This is a genomic window from Burkholderia sp. MSMB1078WGS, assembly GCF_001528895.1.
In the GTDB taxonomy this organism is placed as follows: domain Bacteria; phylum Pseudomonadota; class Gammaproteobacteria; order Burkholderiales; family Burkholderiaceae; genus Burkholderia.
This window is the reverse complement of record NZ_LPDI01000088.1, coordinates 64,577-82,639: the sequence shown is the minus strand read 5'-3', so window position 1 is coordinate 82,639 and position 18,063 is coordinate 64,577. Positions and strand designations below refer to the sequence as shown.

The 18,063-nt window shown below is 68.8% G+C and carries 18 protein-coding genes; 7 read left to right on the top strand and 11 right to left on the bottom strand.

Going from position 1 to position 18,063, the window contains the following annotated elements:
• Positions 1-2: 2 nt before the first annotated feature.
• The 3 genes from ttcA to WT24_RS22060 all read right to left on the bottom strand — a co-directional run bounded on the left by ttcA (position 3) and on the right by WT24_RS22060 (position 2,218).
• Complete coding sequence (gene ttcA / locus WT24_RS22070; RefSeq protein WP_059793501.1) at positions 3-998, bottom strand: tRNA 2-thiocytidine(32) synthetase TtcA; 996 nt, start codon at positions 996-998, stop codon at positions 3-5.
• Positions 995-1,399, bottom strand: a complete 405-nt coding sequence (locus tag WT24_RS22065) for a dihydroneopterin aldolase (protein ID WP_027785625.1) — start codon at positions 1,397-1,399, stop codon at positions 995-997. The genes ttcA and WT24_RS22065 overlap by 4 nt, the downstream gene beginning before the upstream one ends.
• A gap of 75 nt (positions 1,400-1,474) precedes the next feature.
• Complete coding sequence (locus WT24_RS22060) at positions 1,475-2,218, bottom strand: SDR family oxidoreductase (RefSeq protein ID WP_059506466.1); 744 nt, start codon at positions 2,216-2,218, stop codon at positions 1,475-1,477.
• Positions 2,219-2,231: 13 nt separating this feature from the next.
• On the opposite strand from WT24_RS22060, the gene WT24_RS22055 reads away from it, so the two are divergent.
• Together WT24_RS22055 and WT24_RS22050 are read left to right on the top strand one after the other, a co-directional pair.
• On the top strand, positions 2,232-3,422 hold the full coding sequence (locus WT24_RS22055) for a class I SAM-dependent methyltransferase (RefSeq protein WP_059506464.1): 1,191 nt from the start codon (positions 2,232-2,234) through the stop codon (positions 3,420-3,422).
• A gap of 12 nt (positions 3,423-3,434) precedes the next feature.
• Positions 3,435-3,629, top strand: a complete 195-nt coding sequence (locus tag WT24_RS22050; protein ID WP_006484654.1) for a DUF2905 domain-containing protein — start codon at positions 3,435-3,437, stop codon at positions 3,627-3,629.
• A gap of 109 nt (positions 3,630-3,738) precedes the next feature.
• Here WT24_RS22050 and WT24_RS22045 read toward each other — a convergent pair whose 3' ends face one another.
• From WT24_RS22045 to WT24_RS22020, 6 genes are all read right to left on the bottom strand, one after another.
• Positions 3,739-3,960: a hypothetical protein gene (locus WT24_RS22045; protein ID WP_034208564.1), complete on the bottom strand. Its 222-nt coding sequence runs from the start codon at positions 3,958-3,960 to the stop codon at positions 3,739-3,741.
• Between the two features lie 97 nt (positions 3,961-4,057).
• The gene (locus WT24_RS22040; protein ID WP_060035853.1) at positions 4,058-4,966 is read right to left on the bottom strand and encodes a carbohydrate kinase; all 909 of its coding nucleotides are present in this window, start codon (positions 4,964-4,966) and stop codon (positions 4,058-4,060) included.
• A complete protein-coding gene (locus WT24_RS22035; RefSeq protein WP_060035852.1) occupies positions 4,963-6,243 on the bottom strand; it encodes an AGE family epimerase/isomerase in 1,281 nt (426 codons plus the stop codon). The genes WT24_RS22040 and WT24_RS22035 overlap by 4 nt, the downstream gene beginning before the upstream one ends.
• The gene (locus WT24_RS22030) at positions 6,240-7,259 is read right to left on the bottom strand and encodes a LacI family DNA-binding transcriptional regulator (RefSeq protein ID WP_059506458.1); all 1,020 of its coding nucleotides are present in this window, start codon (positions 7,257-7,259) and stop codon (positions 6,240-6,242) included. Before WT24_RS22030 ends, WT24_RS22035 begins: the two co-directional genes overlap by 4 nt.
• 392 nt (positions 7,260-7,651) lie before the next feature.
• Positions 7,652-9,496, bottom strand: a complete 1,845-nt coding sequence (locus WT24_RS22025) for a phosphodiesterase (protein WP_060035851.1) — start codon at positions 9,494-9,496, stop codon at positions 7,652-7,654.
• Positions 9,497-9,801: 305 nt separating this feature from the next.
• Complete coding sequence (locus WT24_RS22020) at positions 9,802-10,830, bottom strand: bile acid:sodium symporter family protein (protein WP_060035862.1); 1,029 nt, start codon at positions 10,828-10,830, stop codon at positions 9,802-9,804.
• 347 nt (positions 10,831-11,177) lie between these two features.
• On the opposite strand from WT24_RS22020, the gene WT24_RS22015 reads away from it, so the two are divergent.
• The 3 genes from WT24_RS22015 to WT24_RS22005 all read left to right on the top strand — a co-directional run bounded on the left by WT24_RS22015 (position 11,178) and on the right by WT24_RS22005 (position 14,237).
• Positions 11,178-11,669: a hypothetical protein gene (locus WT24_RS22015; protein WP_059506452.1), complete on the top strand. Its 492-nt coding sequence runs from the start codon at positions 11,178-11,180 to the stop codon at positions 11,667-11,669.
• A gap of 345 nt (positions 11,670-12,014) precedes the next feature.
• Positions 12,015-13,091, top strand: a complete 1,077-nt coding sequence (locus tag WT24_RS22010) for a porin (protein ID WP_034208557.1) — start codon at positions 12,015-12,017, stop codon at positions 13,089-13,091.
• A gap of 183 nt (positions 13,092-13,274) precedes the next feature.
• Positions 13,275-14,237: a LysR family transcriptional regulator gene (locus WT24_RS22005; protein ID WP_059506450.1), complete on the top strand. Its 963-nt coding sequence runs from the start codon at positions 13,275-13,277 to the stop codon at positions 14,235-14,237.
• A 114-nt stretch (positions 14,238-14,351) separates the two neighbouring features.
• Here WT24_RS22005 and WT24_RS22000 read toward each other — a convergent pair whose 3' ends face one another.
• Positions 14,352-15,311 (bottom strand): nitronate monooxygenase family protein, encoded by a 960-nt coding sequence (locus WT24_RS22000; RefSeq protein ID WP_060035850.1) that lies wholly within the window; start codon positions 15,309-15,311, stop codon positions 14,352-14,354.
• Positions 15,312-15,548: 237 nt separating this feature from the next.
• Here WT24_RS22000 and WT24_RS21995 point away from each other — a divergent pair, with 237 nt between their 5' ends.
• On the top strand, positions 15,549-16,445 hold the full coding sequence (locus tag WT24_RS21995; RefSeq protein ID WP_060035849.1) for an alpha/beta fold hydrolase: 897 nt from the start codon (positions 15,549-15,551) through the stop codon (positions 16,443-16,445).
• 101 nt (positions 16,446-16,546) lie between these two features.
• Here WT24_RS21995 and WT24_RS21990 read toward each other — a convergent pair whose 3' ends face one another.
• Complete coding sequence (locus tag WT24_RS21990; RefSeq protein ID WP_059506445.1) at positions 16,547-17,038, bottom strand: Lrp/AsnC family transcriptional regulator; 492 nt, start codon at positions 17,036-17,038, stop codon at positions 16,547-16,549.
• A 112-nt stretch (positions 17,039-17,150) separates the two neighbouring features.
• Here WT24_RS21990 and WT24_RS21985 point away from each other — a divergent pair, with 112 nt between their 5' ends.
• Positions 17,151-18,053, top strand: a complete 903-nt coding sequence (locus WT24_RS21985; protein ID WP_059506443.1) for a DMT family transporter — start codon at positions 17,151-17,153, stop codon at positions 18,051-18,053.
• Positions 18,054-18,063: the final 10 nt, after the last annotated feature.

Sequence of the window (18,063 nt, the reverse complement as noted above, 5' to 3'; positions counted from 1 at the left end):
GCTTACAGGTCGTCGAACTGGACGATCGAGATCGGTTGCGCGGCGCCCGGCGCGGCCGAGTCGTCGCCCGACGCGCACGGCTCCTCGTCGAACGCGATGTCGCCTTGCGGATCGGCTTCGCCCGTCGCGCGCAGCGACTGGAACGGGTACAGCGTCGTGTCCATCAGGTGCGACGGCACGACCTTCGCGAGCGCGTTGAACATGTTGTCGACGCGGCCCGGGAAGCGCTTGTCCCATTCGCGGATCAGCGCCTTCATTTCCGCGCGCTTCAGGTTCGGCTGGCTGCCGCACAGATTGCACGGGATGATCGGGAATTCGCGCAGCTCCGCGTATTTCTCGAGATCGGTTTCCTTCACGTACGCGAGCGGGCGGATCACGATGTTCTTGCCATCGTCCGACTGCAGCTTCGGCGGCATCCCCTTCAGCTTGCCGCCGTAGAACATGTTGAGCAGCAGCGTCTGCACGATGTCGTCGCGGTGATGGCCGAGCGCGATCTTGGTCGCGCCGAGCTCGCCGGCCACGCGGTACAGGATGCCGCGGCGCAGCCGCGAGCACAGCGAGCAGGTCGTCTTGCCTTCCGGCACGAGCCGCTTGACGATGCTGTAGGTGTCCTGGTTCTCGATGTGGAACGGCACGCCGACCTGTTTCAGGTATTCGGGCAGCACGTGCTCGGGGAAGCCCGGCTGCTTCTGGTCGAGGTTCACCGCGACGATGTCGAAGTCGATCGGTGCGCGCTCGCGCAGGCGCAGCAGCACGTCGAGCATCGCGTAGCTGTCCTTGCCGCCCGACAGGCACACCATCACCTTGTCGCCCGGCTCGATCATGTTGTAGTCGCCGATCGCCTGGCCGACCTGGCGCACGATCCGCTTGAACAGCTTGTTGTTCTCGTACGCTTCCTTCTGCTCGCGGCGCGTCAGCGCCTGGCGGCCGGCCGGGGCGGCGGCTTCGTCCAGCGTGGCGGCGTCGGCCGCCGTGTCGTTCATGTGGGGGGCGTTCATGCGCGCTCCTCGTCCTTGATGCGAAAGACTTCGACGCCGACGGCGTCGCAGTCCGGATAGGCGTCCGGTTTCTCGGTACGGACGCGTACCGCGCGCACGGCATCGTGCGCCAGCAGGTGCGCGGCGATCGAGTCGCACAGCGTTTCCTGCAGGTGGATGTGGCCGCGCGCGAGGCATTGCGCGACGCTCTGCTTCATCAGATCGTAGTCGACGACTTCGTGCAGCCGGTCGTCGACGGGCGTCGACTGCGCGAGCGGCACGAACAGGTCGACGTTGATGACGACGCGCTGCTCGCCGCGCTTCTCGTGTTCGAAGGCCCCGATGTTGATGTGCACCTCGTAGTCGCGCAGGTAGAGCCTGCGGCAATCCGCGAGGCGGGGGTGCAGGAGAGCGGAAAACATGGTCGTCCCAGTCAAATTGGCGTGCGCGCACGCAAAGCGGCGCGGGCGGCGGCGGTCACGCCGCGCCCGCGCGGTTCATTCATTCGGGCCGGCGGCGGGCGGCACCAGGTGCTCGCCGCCGTCGACGGTCAGCGTCGCGCCCGTCACGCCGGGCGCACTCGCGAGATAGCAGGCGGCCGCCGCGATGTCGTCCGCGTGCGGCGCGTGGCCGCGCACGAGCGCCGCGACCCGCACCTTCGGCGCGAGCGCCAGCGCGAGCGCCGACGTCGCGCGGTTCAAGGCGGCCTGCATCAGCGCGTGCGACAACTGCGCCGGTGCCGGGTGAAACAGGGCCTGATCCAGTACGTGGATCGCGCACGCGCGCAGCGCTTCGTGCTCGCGCGCGGCGTCGGGCGTCGCATCGGCGAGCGCGCGGGCCAGCGCGAGCGGCGCCGTCACGTTGCGCGCGAGCGCGGCGGCGAGCGACGCGCCGTCGACCGTGTGCGCGTCGTCGGCGCCTGCGCTGGCGCTGACGAACACCGCGCACGCGGGCCGGCCGAGCGCGTCGCCGCATGCGGCGACGAGGGCCGCGGCATCGGCTTCCAGGGCCGGATCGGCGTCGAGCACGGCCGCGCGGCGGCCCAGCGCCGCGACTTCGGCGACGAGCGCGTCGGCGGCTGCGCGCGGCGCGCCGTGGCTGCGCTGCAGCGCGACGTCCCAGCCGCGGCGTGCGAAACCCGTCGCGAGCGCGCGGCCGATCGACGCGGCGTCGGCCGTGCTGCCCAGGGCGCCCGTGACGAGCACCACGCGTGGGGTCGACGTATCGGCTGAAACGGTCATTTACAATGCCGGGATGAACCCGAAAGCTCACGAACCCGCTAGTTTACCTGCTCCCGGCCCCGACGCGCTCGCGCAGTCCGAAACCCTTGCCGCGCAATTGCGCGACGAGATCGCGGCGGCCGGCGGCTGGCTGCCGTTCGACCGCTTCATGGAGCGTGCGCTGTATGCGCCGGGGCTCGGCTATTACAGCGGCGGCGCGCGCAAGTTCGGGCGCCGCGCCGACGACGGCAGCGATTTCGTCACCGCCCCCGAGCTGTCGCCGCTGTTCGCGCAGACGCTCGCGCAACCGGTGGCCGAGGCGCTCGCGGCGAGCGGCACGCGCCGCGTGATGGAATTCGGCGCCGGCACCGGCAAGCTCGCGGCCGGGCTGCTCGCGGCGCTCGACGCGCCGGGCGTCGAACTCGACGAATACCTGATCGTCGACCTGTCCGGCGAGTTGCGCGAACGGCAGCGCGAGACGATCGAAGCCGCGGTGCCGGCGCTGGCCGCGAAGGTGCGCTGGCTCGACGCGCTGCCCGAGCGGTTCGACGGGGTCGTGGTCGGCAACGAAGTGCTCGACGCGATGCCGGTGCGGCTGTTCGCGAAGGCGGACGGCGCATGGCGCGAGCGCGGCGTCGCGCTCGACGCGCGGCAGGCGTTCGTGTTCGACGACCGGCCGGTCGGCGCAGCCGGCCTGCCGGCGGCGCTCGCGGCGCTCGACGTCGGCGACGGCTACGTGACCGAAACGCACGAGGCGGCGCTCGCGTTCACGCGCACCGTCTGCACGATGCTCGCGCGCGGCGCGGTGCTGCTGCTCGACTACGGTTTTCCCGCGCACGAGTATTACCACCCGCAGCGCGACCGCGGCACGCTGATGTGCCACTACCGTCACCACGCGCACGACGACCCGTTCGCGTACCCGGGCCTGCAGGACATCACCGCGCACGTCGAATTCACCGGCATCTACGATGCGGGCGTCGCGACCGGCGCCGATCTGCTCGGCTACACGTCGCAGGCGCGCTTCCTGTTGAACGCAGGCATCACCGACGCGCTGGCCGCGATCGACCCGTCCGACGTCCGCGCGTTCCTGCCGGCCGCGAACGCGGTGCAGAAACTGATCTCGGAGGCCGAGATGGGCGAGCTGTTCAAGGTGATCGCGTTTTCACGCGGGATCGACGGCACGCTCGACGCGTTCGCGCGCGGCGACCGCTCGCACGCGCTCTGACCGGAGCCGGAGATGCTGCGCTGGCTGATGGCGTCGTTCGTGGCGGTGATGATCCTGACGCGCTGCTGGCCGTGGCTCGGCAAGCTCGGCATCGGGCGGATGCCGGGCGACGTCACGCTGACGCTCGGCGGGCGGCGCTATCCGTTCCCGTTCATGTCGACGCTGGTGCTGACGATGCTGGTGTCGATGGTGGCGCGGCTGCTCTGAGCCGAAGGCGGCGGCGCGTCGCGGCCGGGCCGCGACGCGCGCACGAGGAACGATCGATGACGGCGCGCGTGACGGCGCGCATTGCGGTTCGCGCGTTACAGTTCGCGCATTACAGTTCGATTTCGCCGAGGATCCGGTGCGCGAGCGCCTTCGCCTCCTCGAACGCTTCTTCCTCGCTCGAACTCGTCGTGTGGACGTCGTAGCGCATGTTCTCCGTCTCGTCGCCATCGTCCCGCGCGAGGATCACGTAGCCCTGGAACTGGCCGTTGTCGGCGCGATGCGTATGCGCCTTGGCCGTGTAGATGCCTTTGGTGAACGTGTTCGTGTCCATCGTGCCTCTCCCGCAATAGGACACTTCATCGTAGCACTGCGGCGCAGCATGTACAGCGCCGCTTATCGGCGACCGATCACCGCACCGCCCCTGCCCGTCACCGTTCCAGCAGCGCGACGACCTCGTCGAGCGTCGGCGCATGCGCGCCCGTGTGCCGGCACGCGGCGGCGCCGGCCGCCAGTGCGAACGCGAGATGCTCGCGCCAGCTGCGCTGCGGCGCGGCCATCAGGCTGAACAGCAGGCCGCCGATCGACGCGTCGCCCGCGCCGACGGTGTCGGCCACCTCGACGCGCGGCGGGCTGGCCTCGTACACGTCGCCGTCCGCATGGAGCGTCGCCGCCTGCGCGCCGCGCGTGACGAGCACGGCCGCCCGCGGGTTCAGCGCGCGCACCGCCGCGATCGCGTCGGGGCCGTCGCCGCCGAACAGGTGATGCAGGTCTTCGTCGGACACCTTGATCAGGTCGGCTAGCGCAGCCATCTTCTCCAGCGTCGGCCGGTATGCGGCCGTCATCAGGTTGCGCACGTTCGGATCGAAGCTGATTTTCACGCCGCGCGCATGCAGGTCGGCCGCGAGCGCGGCCAGCGTGCCCGCGAGCGGCTCGCGCACGAGGCTGATGCAGCCGAAATGCGCCCATTTCACGTGATCGGTCCAGCCGGCCGGCAGCCGGGCGGGATCGAACGCGAGGTCGGCGCTCGCTTCGCCGATGAAGAAGTACGCGGGTGGGCGCGTCTCGTGGACGATCGCGAGCAGCGGCGGCCGCGCGACGCGCTGCAGGAAGCGCAGGTCGAGCCCGGCCGCTTCGCTCGTGCGCCACAGCACGTCGGAGAAGCAGTCCTCGCCGATCGAGCCGGCGAGCGCGCTCGGCACGCCGAGCCGGGCGACCGCGCGCGCGACGTTCCAGCCGGCGCCGCCCGGCACCGACGTCCACTGCGCGTCGCCTGCGCGCACCATGTCGGTCAGGATGTCGCCCGCCGACACGAAAGCCGGAAACGTGCCGCCGCTCATTGCGTCGGCTCGCTGCGTTGCATGCGCGCGAGGGTCGCGAGCACGTCGTAGCATGCGCCCATCGTGTGATAGTCGGTCTTGCCGGCCGGACTCTTCTCGTCGCTGTACTTGCGGTTGTCGCAGGTGAGGATCCGGTACCACGCGCCGTAGCGGTGATCGACGAAATGCGCCCAGCTGTAGCGCCAGATCTCGTCGTACCAGTCCCAGAAGCGCTCGCTGCCGGTGCGCGCGCCGAGCATCGCCGCCGCCGCGAAGGTTTCCGCCTGCACCCAGAAATACTTGTTGTGGTCGCAGATCGTGAAGTCCGGGCCGAAGCCGTAGCAGAGGCCGCCGTGATCGGTATCCCACGCGTGCGTGAGCGCCGCATCGAACAGTTCGGCCGCGCGCGGCGCGAGCCAGTCGAGCGGGCGGTGCCGCTCGAGGATCAGCAGCAGTTTCGCCCATTCGGTTTGATGCCCGGGCTGGAAACCCCACGGACGGAAGATGTTCGAGCTGTCTTCCTTGTTGTAGTCCCAGTCGATCGACCAGTCCGCATGGTAGTGCTCCCACACGAGCCCGCCCGACAGCGCGGCCTGGCGTTGCGTGATGTGGGAGGCGAGCTTTTCCGCGCGATCGAGGTACGTGAGGTGGCCGGTCGCCTCGTAGGCGGCGAGCAGCGCTTCCGTCATGTGCATGTTCGCGTTCTGGCCGCGATACGACGACACGTGCCAGTTCGGCGTCGCGTCGTCCGCATACAGGCCCGCGGCCGCATCCCAGAAGCGGTGCTCGGCGAGTTCGTAGGTTGCGGCGATCAGCGCTCGCGCTTCGTCGATGCCGGCCATCGTCGCGTGCGCGGCCGCGAGCAGCACGAACGCGAGCCCGTAGCAGTGGCGCGTGCCGTCGAGCGTCGCGTGCTTCGCGCCGTCGCGCCAGTCGAGCTCCCAGTCGTAACCCTGCAGCGCGTCGTCCCAGTGCGCGTCGCGCAGGAAGCGCAGCCCGTGGCGCGCGTAGTCGAGGTGGCGCGGGTCGCCGAAATGGCGATACGCCATCGCGTAGTTGAAGACGAACCGGCAACTGCTGACGAGGTGGCGCGACGTGCGGTTGTAGACGCTGCCGTCGTCGCGGAAGTAATGGTGGAAGCCGCCCGTCGGGTCGAATGCGTGGGCCGCGTAGAAGCGCAGCGTGTCCTCGACGTGCGACAGCAGGAACGACGGGTCGCGGAAGCTCGCGACGAACGGTGCCGCTTGCGCGTGGCTGACCGGCGCGGCGGCGCGGGATTGGACCGGGGGCATGTTCATGATTCTTGGACCGTGGCGGTATCGAGTGCCGGGGAGCCGGCGGGCTGGCTGCTGGCCCGCACGATCAGCTCGACGGGCAGGGAAATCTCGGTGCGCTCGGGCGCTTCGGCGAGCAGCAGTTCGACGCCGCGGCGGCCGAGCGCTTCCTTGTCGACCGCGAGCGTCGTGAGCGGCGGGCTCGCGTGCGCGGCGGCCGGGATGTCGTCGAAGCCGACGATCGCGATGTCGTCCGGAATCCGCAGGCCGCGCGCGAGGCACACGCGCTGCGCGGCCAGTGCCGCCGCGTCGTTGTACGCGAACACGGCTTCCGGGCGCGGGCCGGGCGCGTCGAGCAGTTGCTCCATCGCACGCGCGGCGCCCGTGTCGGGGTCGAGCCCCGCGTCGATCGTCACTTCGTAGGCGGGGTCGAACAGCCGCCCGGCTTCGAAGAACGCGCGCCGATAGCCGATCGCGCGTTGCGCGATGCTGTAGTGCGCGGCCGAGCCGCCGATGAAGGCGATCCGCGAGCGGCCGGTGGCGAGCAGGTGGCGCATCGCGAGCGCCGCGCCCGTCGCGTTGTCGATGTTGACCGAGCGCAACCCGGGCGCCCACAGGTCGATCAGCACGAGCGGCCGGCCGGTGGCGGCGAGCGCCTCGATCGTCTCGGGCTCGATGAAGCCGGCGACCGCGATCGCGTCGGGTGCGTGCGGGCGCATCTGGCGCAGCACGTCGTCGTTCGGGCCGACCGTGAGCAGCGTCGGCACGATGCCGCGCTCGCGGCAGGCGTCCTCGACGCCGTGCAGCACGTGCGAGAAGAACGGGCTCGCGGGAAAGCGGTTGTGCTGGCGGTGCAGCAGGAAGGTGAGCCGGCGGATGCGCGGCCGCAACTGCGCGGAATCGTAGCCGAGCTGCCGCGCGATCTCGACGATGCGTGCACGCGTGGCTTCGGACAGGCCAGGCTGGTTTTTCAGCGCGCGCGAGACGGTGCCGATCGAAACCTCTGCCGCCCGCGCCACATCGCGAATGGTCGTACCCATCGTTCGGGGTCCGGTTTGTTTAGGGTGGAAGCGATTGTATAGTAAAAATTATCGCGGAATTCGGGCCGGATAACCGGGGAATACCCGCGAATAACGGCTGTTTAGGCACTAATCTGCGAAAACGCCGTTACTAAAAATACTAAACAAAACGAGAAAAAGGCAAGGTGGCGTGTGGGTGTCGGGCGGTGCAGCCCGAGCGCAGGAAAAAGCGGCGGCCGCGAGCGCGTGCCGCGGACCGGCGTGGGGGTGCGGCGTGCCGCGGCCGTCGCGTGCGACGGCGGCAAGCCGTGGCGCCACAGCCCGACCTTGCGCGGGACGGGCATCGGGCGGGTCGCCTGGTGTGCGGGCGCTTTCCGTGCGCAACCAGTGCGTACCCGTCGACCGTTCGCCGTTCAGCCCGTCGCCATCGCCATGGCCGGCGGTTCGCCGCGATGGCGCAACGCCGCGCGGCCGGCATCGAGGTCGACGACCGCGAGCCCGTCCGGCTGTTGCTTGGCCCGCCGCTTCGCGAGCGCCGCGACCGACGCGATCTCGTCGCTGCCGTAACGTTTCGCGCCGTGCGCGCCGGCCGGCACGCCGACCGCGCCGATCGCCATCGTCACGAAGCCGAAGAACGCCGGGTTGCCGTGGCGGTCCTCGCCGCGCAGCCCGCCCGCTAGCCGGTCGGCCTGCGTGTAGAAGAGCTGCGCACCGTCGTTGAAGCGCGCGATCGCGTCGGCGGCGCGCTCGCGCCAGTCGTCGCGCTGAAACAGCACGAGGAAATCGTCGCCGCCGACGTGGCCGAGAAAATCGCGCTGCGGATCGCACACGCCGGCCAGCACCGTCGCGGCGAACTTCAGCACTTCGTCGCCCTGCCAGTAGCCGTACTGGTCGTTGAACGGCTTGAACTGGTTCAGATCGACGTAGCATGCGTGAAAGCCGGCGTCGCGCTGGAGCAGCCGGTCGATGTGCGCGCTGATCGGGATGTTGCCGGGCAGGAACGTCAGCGGATTCGCGTAGCGCGCGGCCTCGATGCGCATCTCGGTCACGGCGCGCACGAGGCTTTCGCCGGTGCCGAGCCCGACATAGCGGCCGTGTTCGGTGATCACGAAGCCGTCGGCGAGATAGCGCTGGTCGTGGCTCGCGAGCAGCATCGCGAGTTGCTCGAACGTGGTCGCGTTGTCGATCATCAGCGGCGTATCGTTCGCGAACTGCAGGCACGGCTTCTTCCCGAATACCTCGCGGTGATACGGCAGCGCGAAACGATCGATGAAGCCGCGGCGATTCACGAGCGCGACGGGCCGCCCGCGCTCGACGAGCGCGACCGCGTGCAGGTCGGGCATCCGGTTGAACAGGTCGAGCACGTCGTTGCTGGTCGCGTCGCGCGGCAGCGCCGGGGCGGGCACGAGCATTTTCCCGGCGATCGTGCCGGCCGGCCGCACCGCGCGCGTCACGCCGGGAAATACCGCGATGTGCGGCGCGCGGATCGCATCGCGCGCGGCCGGCGCGACCACCCGCGACGGCTGCGCGTCCGGCCGGCCGAGCAGGAAGCCCTGCACGCAGCAGATGCCCATGTCGCGCACGACGATCAGGTCGCATTCGTTCTCGATGCCTTCCGCGATCAGCTTCGCGCCGCTCGCGTGCGCGAAGTGCTGCATCGCCTTCACGGCTTCGAACTTGAGCGGGTCGCGCGCGATGTCGTGGATGAAGAAGCGGTCGATCTTCACGACGTCCGGGTGCAGGCGCAGCCACAGGTTCATGCTCGCGTTCGCGGTGCCGTAGTCGTCGAGCGCGAACTGGATGCCGGCGTCGCGCAGCGACGCGACGGCCGGCCCGATGTGCGCGACGTCGGGAATCGCGTTCTGCTCGGTGAGCTCGATCACGATGCGCTCGGCGCCGACCCGTGCGCGACCGAGGAACTGGCGTGCGCGCTCGCGTTCGCTGGCGAGCGTGAGAATCGTGCCCGCGCTGAAATTGAGGAACAGCTTGCCGTCGCAGCCGAGCGCCGCGAACGCGTCGAGGCAGGTGAGCGCGGCGGCCTGTTCGAGCGCGATGGTTTCGCCTTCGCGCGCGGCCTGCGCGAACAGGGCGGCGGGCGGCTCGAGGTCGGTGCCACGGGGCCCGCGGATCAGCCCTTCGTAACCGACGACCGTCCCCGATCCGAGATCGACGATCGGCTGGAAAACGGCGGCGAGCGCGCGATCCGCGATCAGGCGCGTGGTGCGGGCGACAGCGGGATCGGAGTGGAGCGCGGGCATGGGCGAGGGCAGCCGAATCGACGGGACGCCCAGCTTAACGGCAGCGCTTGCGGAGAATTGAATGAAGATTTCGTGACGCGATGGGCATTGCCGGTGCATCGCGCCCGGCCGGGGCTGGTTGGGGCGGGAAGCGGGAAGCGAGAGGCGGGAGGCGGGAGGCGGGAGGCGGGAGGCGGGAGGCGGGAGGCGGGAGGCGAGAGGCGAGAGGCGAGAGGCGAGAGGCGAGAGGCGAGAGGCGAGAGGCGAGAGGCGAGAGGCGAGAGGCGGAAAGCTGCCAGCAGCGGCCATCGCGCCCCCCGGACGCGTCAGCGTTTGCTCGTGCTCAGCGCGCCGGACGCGGCTGTCGCGTCGCCCTCGTCCTCGCCGCGCGTGTCGCGGGCGCCCCAGCGCTGCGCGAGCGCCGCGCACGCCATCAGCTGGATCTGGTGGAACAGCATCAGCGGCAGCACGATCGCGCCGACCGCGTTCGCCGAGAAGATCACCTTCGCCATCGGCACGCCGGCCGCGAGGCTCTTCTTCGATCCGCAGAAAATGATCGTGATCCGGTCGGCGCGGTTGAAGCCGAGCCGCTTGCTGACGAACGCGGTCAGCAGCAGCGCGATCGCGAGCAGCACGAGGTTGACGACGACGAGGCCGCCGAGCGCGCGCGGCGGAATCTGGTGCCACAGCCCCTCGTTGACCGCCTCGCTGAACGCGACGTAGACGACCAGCAGGATCGAGCCCTGGTCGACGAAGCGCAGCACGCCGCGATTGCGGTCGATCCAGCCGCCGATCACGGGCCGCAGCAACTGGCCGGCGATGAACGGCACGAGCAACTGCATCACGATGCTGCCGACGGTGCTCCACGGCGACGCGGCCGCGGCCGACTGCGACGTGATCATCAGCCCGACGAGCGCCGGCGTGACGAAGATCCCGAGCAGGCTCGACGCCGATGCCGCGCACACGGCGGCCGGCACGTTGCCCTTCGCGATCGACGTGAATGCGATCGACGACTGGACCGTCGACGGCAGCGTGCACAGGAACAGCACGCCCGCATACAGCGTTGGCGTGACGAGCGGCTGCAGCACGGGTTTCAGCGCGAGGCCGAGCAGCGGGAACAGCGCGAACGTGCTGAGCAGCACGAGCGCGTGCAGCCGCCAGTGCGTCGCGCCCGCGACGACGGCTTCGCGCGACAGTTTCGCGCCGTGCAGGAAAAACAGCAGGCCGACGGCGACGTTGGTCGCCCAGTTGAACGCATGGGCGGCCGGGCCGCGGCAGGGCAGCAGGCTCGCGAGCACGACGGTGCCCACGAGCGCGAGCGTGAAGTTGTCGGGAAGAAAACGGGGACGGGCCATCGGGAAACTCGATTCGGAAATGGCGAAGGCGCGCGTCGCGCGCGCGGATGGCGTCATTGTCGCGGCTGGCGATTCACTACACAAATTCATTGTGCGAATCGATTGATGAATCGTCCGCATGAGATGGCGGCCGTCGCATCTGCCCGATCGAGCCTGAAACCGCAGAAGAATGTGCTGTCGCGATCGTGCGCCGAAGCGAAAAAACCTAGCAGTAACATGGTGTTACACCGATGCCGGCGACATAACACTTTTTGGCTCGACACACTTTCCGCCCGCTCATAAATTACTGCTGAAAGCCTTGGGTCGGCCGAAAGGAGCCGACGGCGGGCGTCGATGGGCACGGAACGATGACGGAACGGGTGAAACGGAAGATCGGACGATGGGTGGCAGGCGTGCTCGGCGCACTGCTGATGCCGCTCGCGCTGGCCCAGCCGCCCCACGGCGGTCACGGGTTCGGCGGCCACGGTTTCGGCGGCGGCGACATGCGTGCGTACGGTCAGCCGGCCCGCGGCGCCGGCGGCGACCCGGTCTGGCGTCGCGTGCCTGCGCCTGCCGGCGTGCGTCCCGGCGGTGTGAGCGCGTCCGGTTCCCGCTGGGGGCTGCGCCCGACGCCGTCGTACGGCCATTACGCCGCGCAAAGCCCGTATCGGCCGATCAGCGCCGAAGTCCGCCAGATGCCGCGCCCGCCGGGCGGCGGCAACGTCCCGCTGCGGGCCGGCTCGATCCGCGCCGACGTCGCTCGCTACAACGAGGAGCGCGGCGGCCGCCCGATGCCGCCGCCCCGCTCGCAGGAAGAGTCCGCACACTCGCCTTCTTTCTCTTCGTTCTACAGAAACTGAGCGCTCCGGCGCTCGTCCCATTGCCGGCTGATGCGAATTCGCCACAGTCGCGCGCACATTTCCGCTGATTTTCCCGCCGCATTGCGCTATCTTTCGCGCCCGGTACGCGCACGCCACGCGGCCGCCCGCCCGTGCGGCCGCGTTCGCGCCGGGCCGCCGCGTGCAGCCGGCCATGGACACATTCCGCGAAGTTAATGCTGGCGCTATACCCGCAATAAGTGTGCGCAATTTTGGCCGGACGAATGATCCGTAAAGATGGCTGCGCCCCATACGACGCAAGCACTCGGCTCCAAACAACAACGCTCGCGCCACTCATCGACTATTCGACAAAACCCTGGAGATCCCATGAAAGCATTCGCCCGCCGTGCATCGCGCACGTCCGTCAAGCTGATCGCCGCAGCCGCCTGCGTGGCGGCCGCCGCACCCGTCCATGCGCAGTCGAGCGTCTCGCTCTACGGCCAGGTCGACGAGTGGGTCGGCGCCACCAAGTTTCCGGGCGGCGATCGCGCATGGAACGTGTCGGGCGGCGGGATGTCGACCTCGTACTGGGGCCTGCACGGCGCCGAGGATCTGGGCAGCGGCTACAAGGCGATCTTCACGCTGGAGAGCTTCTTCCGGGCGCAGAACGGCCAGTACGGCCGCTTCCAGGGCGACACGTTCTTCGCGCGCAACGCGTACGTCGGCATCAGCTCGCCGTACGGCACGGTGACGGCAGGCCGCCTGACGACGCACCTGTTCCTCTCGACGATCCTGTTCAACCCGTTCTACGACTCGTACACCTTCTCGCCGATGGTGTACCACGTGTTCCTCGGCCTCGGCACGTTCCCGACCTATCCGAGCGACCAGGGTGCGGTCGGCGATTCGGGCTGGAACAACGCGGTGGGTTATACGTCGCCTTCGTTCGGTGGCCTGAATTTCGGCGCGATGTACGCGCTCGGCAACCAGGCGGGCGACAACCGTTCGAAGAAGTGGAGCGCGCAGTTCAACTACGCGAACGGCCCGTTCGCGGCGACCGCGATGTATCAGTACGTGAACTTCAACAACGGCCCGCAGGATCTGAGCGCGCTCGTGACCGGCATGAAGAGCCAGGGTATCGCGCTGGTCGGCGCGACCTACGACCTGAAGCTCGTGAAGCTGTTCGGCCAGTACATGTATACGAAGAACGATCAGGTCGCGGGCAGCTGGCACGTGAACACCGCGCAGGGCGGCGTGTCGGTGCCGATCGGCGTGGGCAACGCGATGGCGTCGTATGCGTACTCGCGCGACGCCGGCGGCCTCGACCAGACGCGCCAGACCTGGGCCGTCGGCTACGACTATCCGCTGTCCAAGCGCACCGACGTCTACGCGGCGTACATGAACGACCACATCAGCGGCCTGTCGACCGGCAACACGTTCGGCGCCGGCATCCGCGCGAAGTTCTGACGCACCCGCGCGATCGGTGCGCCGGCCGCGCGCGTCGAACGCGCGTTCCGGATGCATGTTTTCCCGCCCGAAACGGCGCCGCCACCCGCGGCGCCGTTTTGCCTTTCTTGACCTTTCTGTTTCCTCGCCTTTGTTACCCTATCTCGTAATTGGTTGATTCCCCCGGGATTGCGAGCTAGTTCGATGGATACCCTCGTCAGCATGAATGTGTTTCGCTACGTCGTCGAAGTGGGCAGCTTCGTCGGCGCGGCGGAGCGCATGCAGATGTCGGCGGCGATGGCGAGCAAGCACGTGATGCACCTCGAGCAGCAGCTCGGCGCGCGGCTGCTGCATCGCACGACACGACGCGTCGCGCCGACCGAGGCGGGGCGCGAATACTACGAGCGCCTCGTGCAGGCGCTGTCCGAACTCGACGAAGCCGGCCAGGCCGTCGGCGCCGCGAGCGTGGTGCCGCAGGGCAGGCTGCGCGTGACGTCGCTGTCCGCGTTCGGGCTGCGGCACGTGATGCAGGCCGTCACCGATTACGCGGGGCGCTTCCCGGACGTGACCGTCGACATGACGCTGTCCGATCGCGTGGTCGACCTGATCGAGGAAGGCTACGACGTCGCGGTGCGCGCGGCGCCGAACGGATTGAAATCGTCGTCGCTGGTCGCGCGGCAGATCGCGACCGCGCACATCCTGCTGGTCGCGTCGCCCGACTATCTGGAGAAGCGCGGCACGCCGCAGACGATCGCCGATCTCGCGAACCACAACTACCTGCGGCGCGATTCGAATTCGACGATGCTCGATTCGCTGATGATCGACGCGGCCGCCGCGTCGCGCGTGAGCCTGAACGGCAACCTGATCGTGAACCATCTCGAAGGGCTGCGCGCGGCCGTGCTCGCCGGCGCGGGCATCGCGCTGCTCGGCACCGAAGTGGTCGGCGACGACATCGAAGCGGGCCGGCTCGTGCCGGTGCTGCTCGATTCGGTGCCGCCGCACGAGGCGCCGATCTATGCGGTGTACGCGAGCCGTCGTCACGTCTCCGCGAAAGTGCGCTCGTTCGTCGATTTCCTGGCCGCGCGCTTCGAAGGGCAGTCGCTGTGCCCGTCGATCGAATCGAGCCTGCGCGTGCTGCCGATCACGCGGATGAAGCGCGCGGTCTGAGCCGCATCGTCCGCCGCAGCGGGACAATGAAAAAAGCGCGAACCGTTGCGGTTCGCGCTTTTTGCTTGGTTCGACGCGCTCGCGCCGACGGCGGCCGAGACGGCCGCGCATCCGTCAGCGCGGGATGCCGAGCCGCGCCTTCGCGTCGTCGTACTCGCGCTTGAGCCGCTCGACGAGCGCGCCCACGCTCGGCAGATCGTCCATCAGGCCGACACCCTGGCCGGCGCCCCAGATGTCCTTCCACGCCTTCGTCTTGTCGCTGCCGAAATTCATCTTGGTCTTGTCGGATTCCGGCAGCGCGTCCGGATCGAGGCCGGCCTTCTCGATGCTCTCGCGGATGTAGTTGCCGTGCACGCCCGTGAAGAGGTTCGTGTAGATGATGTCCGACGATTTCGCGTTCAGGATCGCGTGCTTGTAGTCGTCGATCGCATGCGCTTCCTGCGTCGCGATGAAACGCGTGCCCATGTATGCGAGGTCGGCGCCCATCGCCTGCGCGGCGAGGATCGAGCCGCCGTTCGCGATCGAGCCCGACAGCACGATCGGGCCGTCGAAGATCTTGCGCACTTCGCCGACCAGCGCGAACGGCGACGTCGTGCCCGCGTGGCCGCCCGCGCCGGCCGCAACGAGGATCAGCCCGTCGACGCCGGCTTCGAGCGCCTTCTGCGCGTGGCGCAGGTTGATCACGTCGTGCAGCACGATGCCGCCGTAGCCGTGCACCGCGTCGACGATCTCGCGCGCCGGCGCGCGCAGGCTCGTGATGAAGATCGGCACCTTGTGCTCGACGCATACGCGCACGTCGTGCTCGAGCCGCGCGTTCGACTGGTGGACGATCTGGTTGACCGCGATCGGGCCGATGACCGCATCGGGGTGCTTCGCCTTGTGGTCGGCGAGTGCCGACTGGATCTGCGTGAGCCACTCGTCGAGCAGTTCGGCCGGACGCGCATTGAGCGCGGGGAACGAACCGACGATGCCCGCCTTGCATTGCGCGAGCACGAGTTCGGGGTAGCTGACGATGAACATCGGCGACGCGATGACGGGCAGCGTCAGGTTCTGCAGGACGGTGGGCAATGCCATGTGATGTCTCCAGTCTCCGGGGGCGTTGCGGTCGAACGGTATTCGAGTGTAGTTGCGCGACCGGAAGTTCATATTAATACGAACGGTCGTGCGATTCTACGCGAGCTTACCAAATGCCGCGGTGTGCGGGCAATCGAGTGAGTGTTCTCTTTCTACGGTTTCGGATGGCGACGCCGCTGTGAAGACGCGCCGGCGCTTCTAAAATAGCCGCCATAACAAACCAACGAGAAACAAACCATGTCGTTTGAGGCGTTTGCACCGTTTCGCGTGACGGTGCAGGACACCGACATTTTCGGTGTCAAAGGAGGCGCGGGTCCGCCGCTGCTGTTGCTGCACGGACATCCGCAGACCCACATGATCTGGCATCGCGTTGCCGCGACGCTCGCGAATCACTTCACGGTGATCGCCACCGACCTGCGCGGCTACGGCGCATCGGGCCGGCCGCCGAGCGACGCGCGGCACGCGCCGTATTCGAAACGGGCGATGGCGGCGGACCAGGTCGCCGTGATGCGGCATTTCGGCTTCGAGCATTTCCACGTGTGCGCGCACGATCGCGGCGCACGGGTCGCGCACCGGCTCGCGCTCGATCATGCGGATGCCGTCGAGCGGATGATGCTGCTCGACATCGCGCCGACGCTCGCGATGTACGAGAAAACCGATCGCGCGTTCGCGACCGCATATTTCCACTGGTTCTTCCTGATCCAGCCCGAGCCGCTGCCCGAGACGCTGATCGGCGCGCACACCGATGCGTATATCGAGCGCGTGATGGGCAACCGGTCGGCCGGGCTCGCGCCGTTCGCACCGGAGGCGCTCGACGCGTACCGGTCGGCGCTCGCGCAGCCCGGCGCCGTGCATGCGATGTGCGAGGACTACCGCGCGTCGGCGACGATCGATCTCGAGCACGACCGTGCGGATCTCGAACGCGGCAACAAGGTCGCGTGTCCGCTGCGCGTGCTGTGGGGCGAGCACGGCGTCGTCGGCCGCTGCTTCGATCCGCTCGACGAGTGGCGGCGCGTCGCGCGCGACGTCAGCGGCCGCGCGCTCGACTGCGGGCACTACATTCCTGAAGAAGCGCCCGCCGCGCTGATCGACGAACTGCTCGCGTTCTTCGATGCGCGCGAGCCGGCCGCGTGACGGTGCGGGCGGCGGCGTGTGCCGTCCGAGGATGGTTGACTGCGCCGCCTGCGGTCGGCGAGGTGGGTCGCCTGCGGCTGACGGGACGGGGCGCCTGCGGCTCAGCGATGCGCGTGGTCGTCTTCGACGAGCGGCGGCAGGCGTCGCGGCACGGGTGTCGATTTCACGATCGCGGTGCTCGTCTCCGCGCGTTCCGTCACCTTCGACAGGATGTCGTCGAGGTGCTCGATCGTGCGCAGGTAGAGCCGGCAGATGAAGCAATCGTCGCCGGTGACCTTGTCGCATTCGACGAATTCGGGAATCCGCCGCAGCAACTCCTCGACCAGGTGCAACTGGCCCGGCAGCGGCTTCACGCGGACGATCGCCTGCAGCGTGTAGCCGAGCGCGCGCGGGTCGAGCTCGACGGTGAACGCGGCGATCACGCCCTGCGCCTCGAGCCGCCGCACGCGGTCGGCGGTCGCGGGCGCCGACAGCCCGATCTGCCGCGCGAGTTCGCTGGTCGCGATGCGTGCGTCGTCGGCCAGTGCGGCGAGGATTGCGCGGTCGGTCGCGTCGAGCGCCGCGACGACGGGCGGGGAAAGGCGTTTTGGCATGATCGCTTTGCTTTCGAAGGTGAATCGGCCGATTCACTTCAGTTTAGCCATGGTCGCGGCGAAAGCAAGTTTCTAGAATCGAACTCATCCCCGCTCTTCAACGGAGTTCCTGATGGCCTCGAATGAAATTCGCCGCGGCGCTGCCGAGATGATCGTCGCGATGCTGATGTCCGGCACGATCGGCTGGCTCGTGATGTCGTCGCAGCAGCCGCTGACCAATGTCGTGTTCTTCCGCTGCGTGTTCGGCGCCGCGACGCTCGCGATCGTCTGCGCGGCGTTCGGCTTCCTGCGCCGCTCGCTGTTCTCGCCGCGGATGCTCGTGCTCACGACGCTCGGCAGCCTCGCGATCGTCGCGAACTGGCTGCTGCTGTTCGCCGCCTATTCGCGCGCGTCGATCTCGATGGCGACGGCCGTCTACAACACCCAACCGTTCATGCTCGTCGCACTCGGCGCCATCGTGTTCCGCGAGCGGATCACCGCGTCGACGGTCGCGTGGCTCACGCTTGCGTTCGCCGGGCTCGTGTTCGTGGTGCGCGTCGAACCGGCCGTGCTCGCGGTGCCCGGCGAGTATCTGGCAGGCGTCGCGCTGTCGCTCGGCGCCGCGTTCCTGTATGCGATCTCGTCGATCATCACGAAGCACCTGAAGGGCACGCCGCCGCATCTCCTCGCGCTGCTGCAGGTCGGCCTCGGCATCCTGCTGCTCGCGCCGTTCGCGCACTTCGACACCTTGCCGGCGACGGCCGGGCAATGGGCCGACCTGATCGTGCTGGGCATCGTCAACACGGGGCTGATGTACGTGCTGCTGTACGGCGCGGTCCAGAAGCTGCCGACCGCGATGACGGGCGCGCTGTCGTTCGTCTATCCGGTCGTCGCGATCGCCGTCGATCGCGTCGCGTTCGGACAGACGCTCGCGTGGACGCAGGTGTTCGGCGCGCTGCTGATCCTGCTCGCGGCGGCCGGTGTGAACCTCGGCTGGCGCATCGTGCCCACGCGTCGCGCGGCGGTCGGCAACTGAAACGGTCATA

Excerpts from the sequence above, each read along its gene's own strand:
- WT24_RS22015 (WP_059506452.1), top strand. The coding sequence starts at position 11,178 with ATGACGGAACGGGTGAAACGGAAGATCGGACGATGGGTGGCAGGCGTG.
- WT24_RS22005 (WP_059506450.1), top strand. The coding sequence starts at position 13,275 with ATGGATACCCTCGTCAGCATGAATGTGTTTCGCTACGTCGTCGAAGTG.
- WT24_RS22025 (WP_060035851.1), bottom strand. The coding sequence starts at position 9,496 with ATGCCCGCGCTCCACTCCGATCCCGCTGTCGCCCGCACCACGCGCCTG.
- WT24_RS22055 (WP_059506464.1), top strand. The coding sequence starts at position 2,232 with ATGAACCCGAAAGCTCACGAACCCGCTAGTTTACCTGCTCCCGGCCCC.
- WT24_RS22010 (WP_034208557.1), top strand. The coding sequence starts at position 12,015 with ATGAAAGCATTCGCCCGCCGTGCATCGCGCACGTCCGTCAAGCTGATC.
- WT24_RS21985 (WP_059506443.1), top strand. The coding sequence starts at position 17,151 with ATGGCCTCGAATGAAATTCGCCGCGGCGCTGCCGAGATGATCGTCGCG.
- WT24_RS22050 (WP_006484654.1), top strand. The coding sequence starts at position 3,435 with ATGCTGCGCTGGCTGATGGCGTCGTTCGTGGCGGTGATGATCCTGACG.
- WT24_RS22060 (WP_059506466.1), bottom strand. The coding sequence starts at position 2,218 with ATGACCGTTTCAGCCGATACGTCGACCCCACGCGTGGTGCTCGTCACG.
- WT24_RS22035 (WP_060035852.1), bottom strand. The coding sequence starts at position 6,243 with ATGAACATGCCCCCGGTCCAATCCCGCGCCGCCGCGCCGGTCAGCCAC.
- WT24_RS21990 (WP_059506445.1), bottom strand. The coding sequence starts at position 17,038 with ATGCCAAAACGCCTTTCCCCGCCCGTCGTCGCGGCGCTCGACGCGACC.
- WT24_RS22020 (WP_060035862.1), bottom strand. The coding sequence starts at position 10,830 with ATGGCCCGTCCCCGTTTTCTTCCCGACAACTTCACGCTCGCGCTCGTG.
- WT24_RS22030 (WP_059506458.1), bottom strand. The coding sequence starts at position 7,259 with ATGGGTACGACCATTCGCGATGTGGCGCGGGCGGCAGAGGTTTCGATC.
- WT24_RS22045 (WP_034208564.1), bottom strand. The coding sequence starts at position 3,960 with ATGGACACGAACACGTTCACCAAAGGCATCTACACGGCCAAGGCGCAT.
- WT24_RS21995 (WP_060035849.1), top strand. The coding sequence starts at position 15,549 with ATGTCGTTTGAGGCGTTTGCACCGTTTCGCGTGACGGTGCAGGACACC.
- WT24_RS22000 (WP_060035850.1), bottom strand. The coding sequence starts at position 15,311 with ATGGCATTGCCCACCGTCCTGCAGAACCTGACGCTGCCCGTCATCGCG.
- ttcA (WP_059793501.1), bottom strand. The coding sequence starts at position 998 with ATGAACGCCCCCCACATGAACGACACGGCGGCCGACGCCGCCACGCTG.
- WT24_RS22065 (WP_027785625.1), bottom strand. The coding sequence starts at position 1,399 with ATGTTTTCCGCTCTCCTGCACCCCCGCCTCGCGGATTGCCGCAGGCTC.
- WT24_RS22040 (WP_060035853.1), bottom strand. The coding sequence starts at position 4,966 with ATGAGCGGCGGCACGTTTCCGGCTTTCGTGTCGGCGGGCGACATCCTG.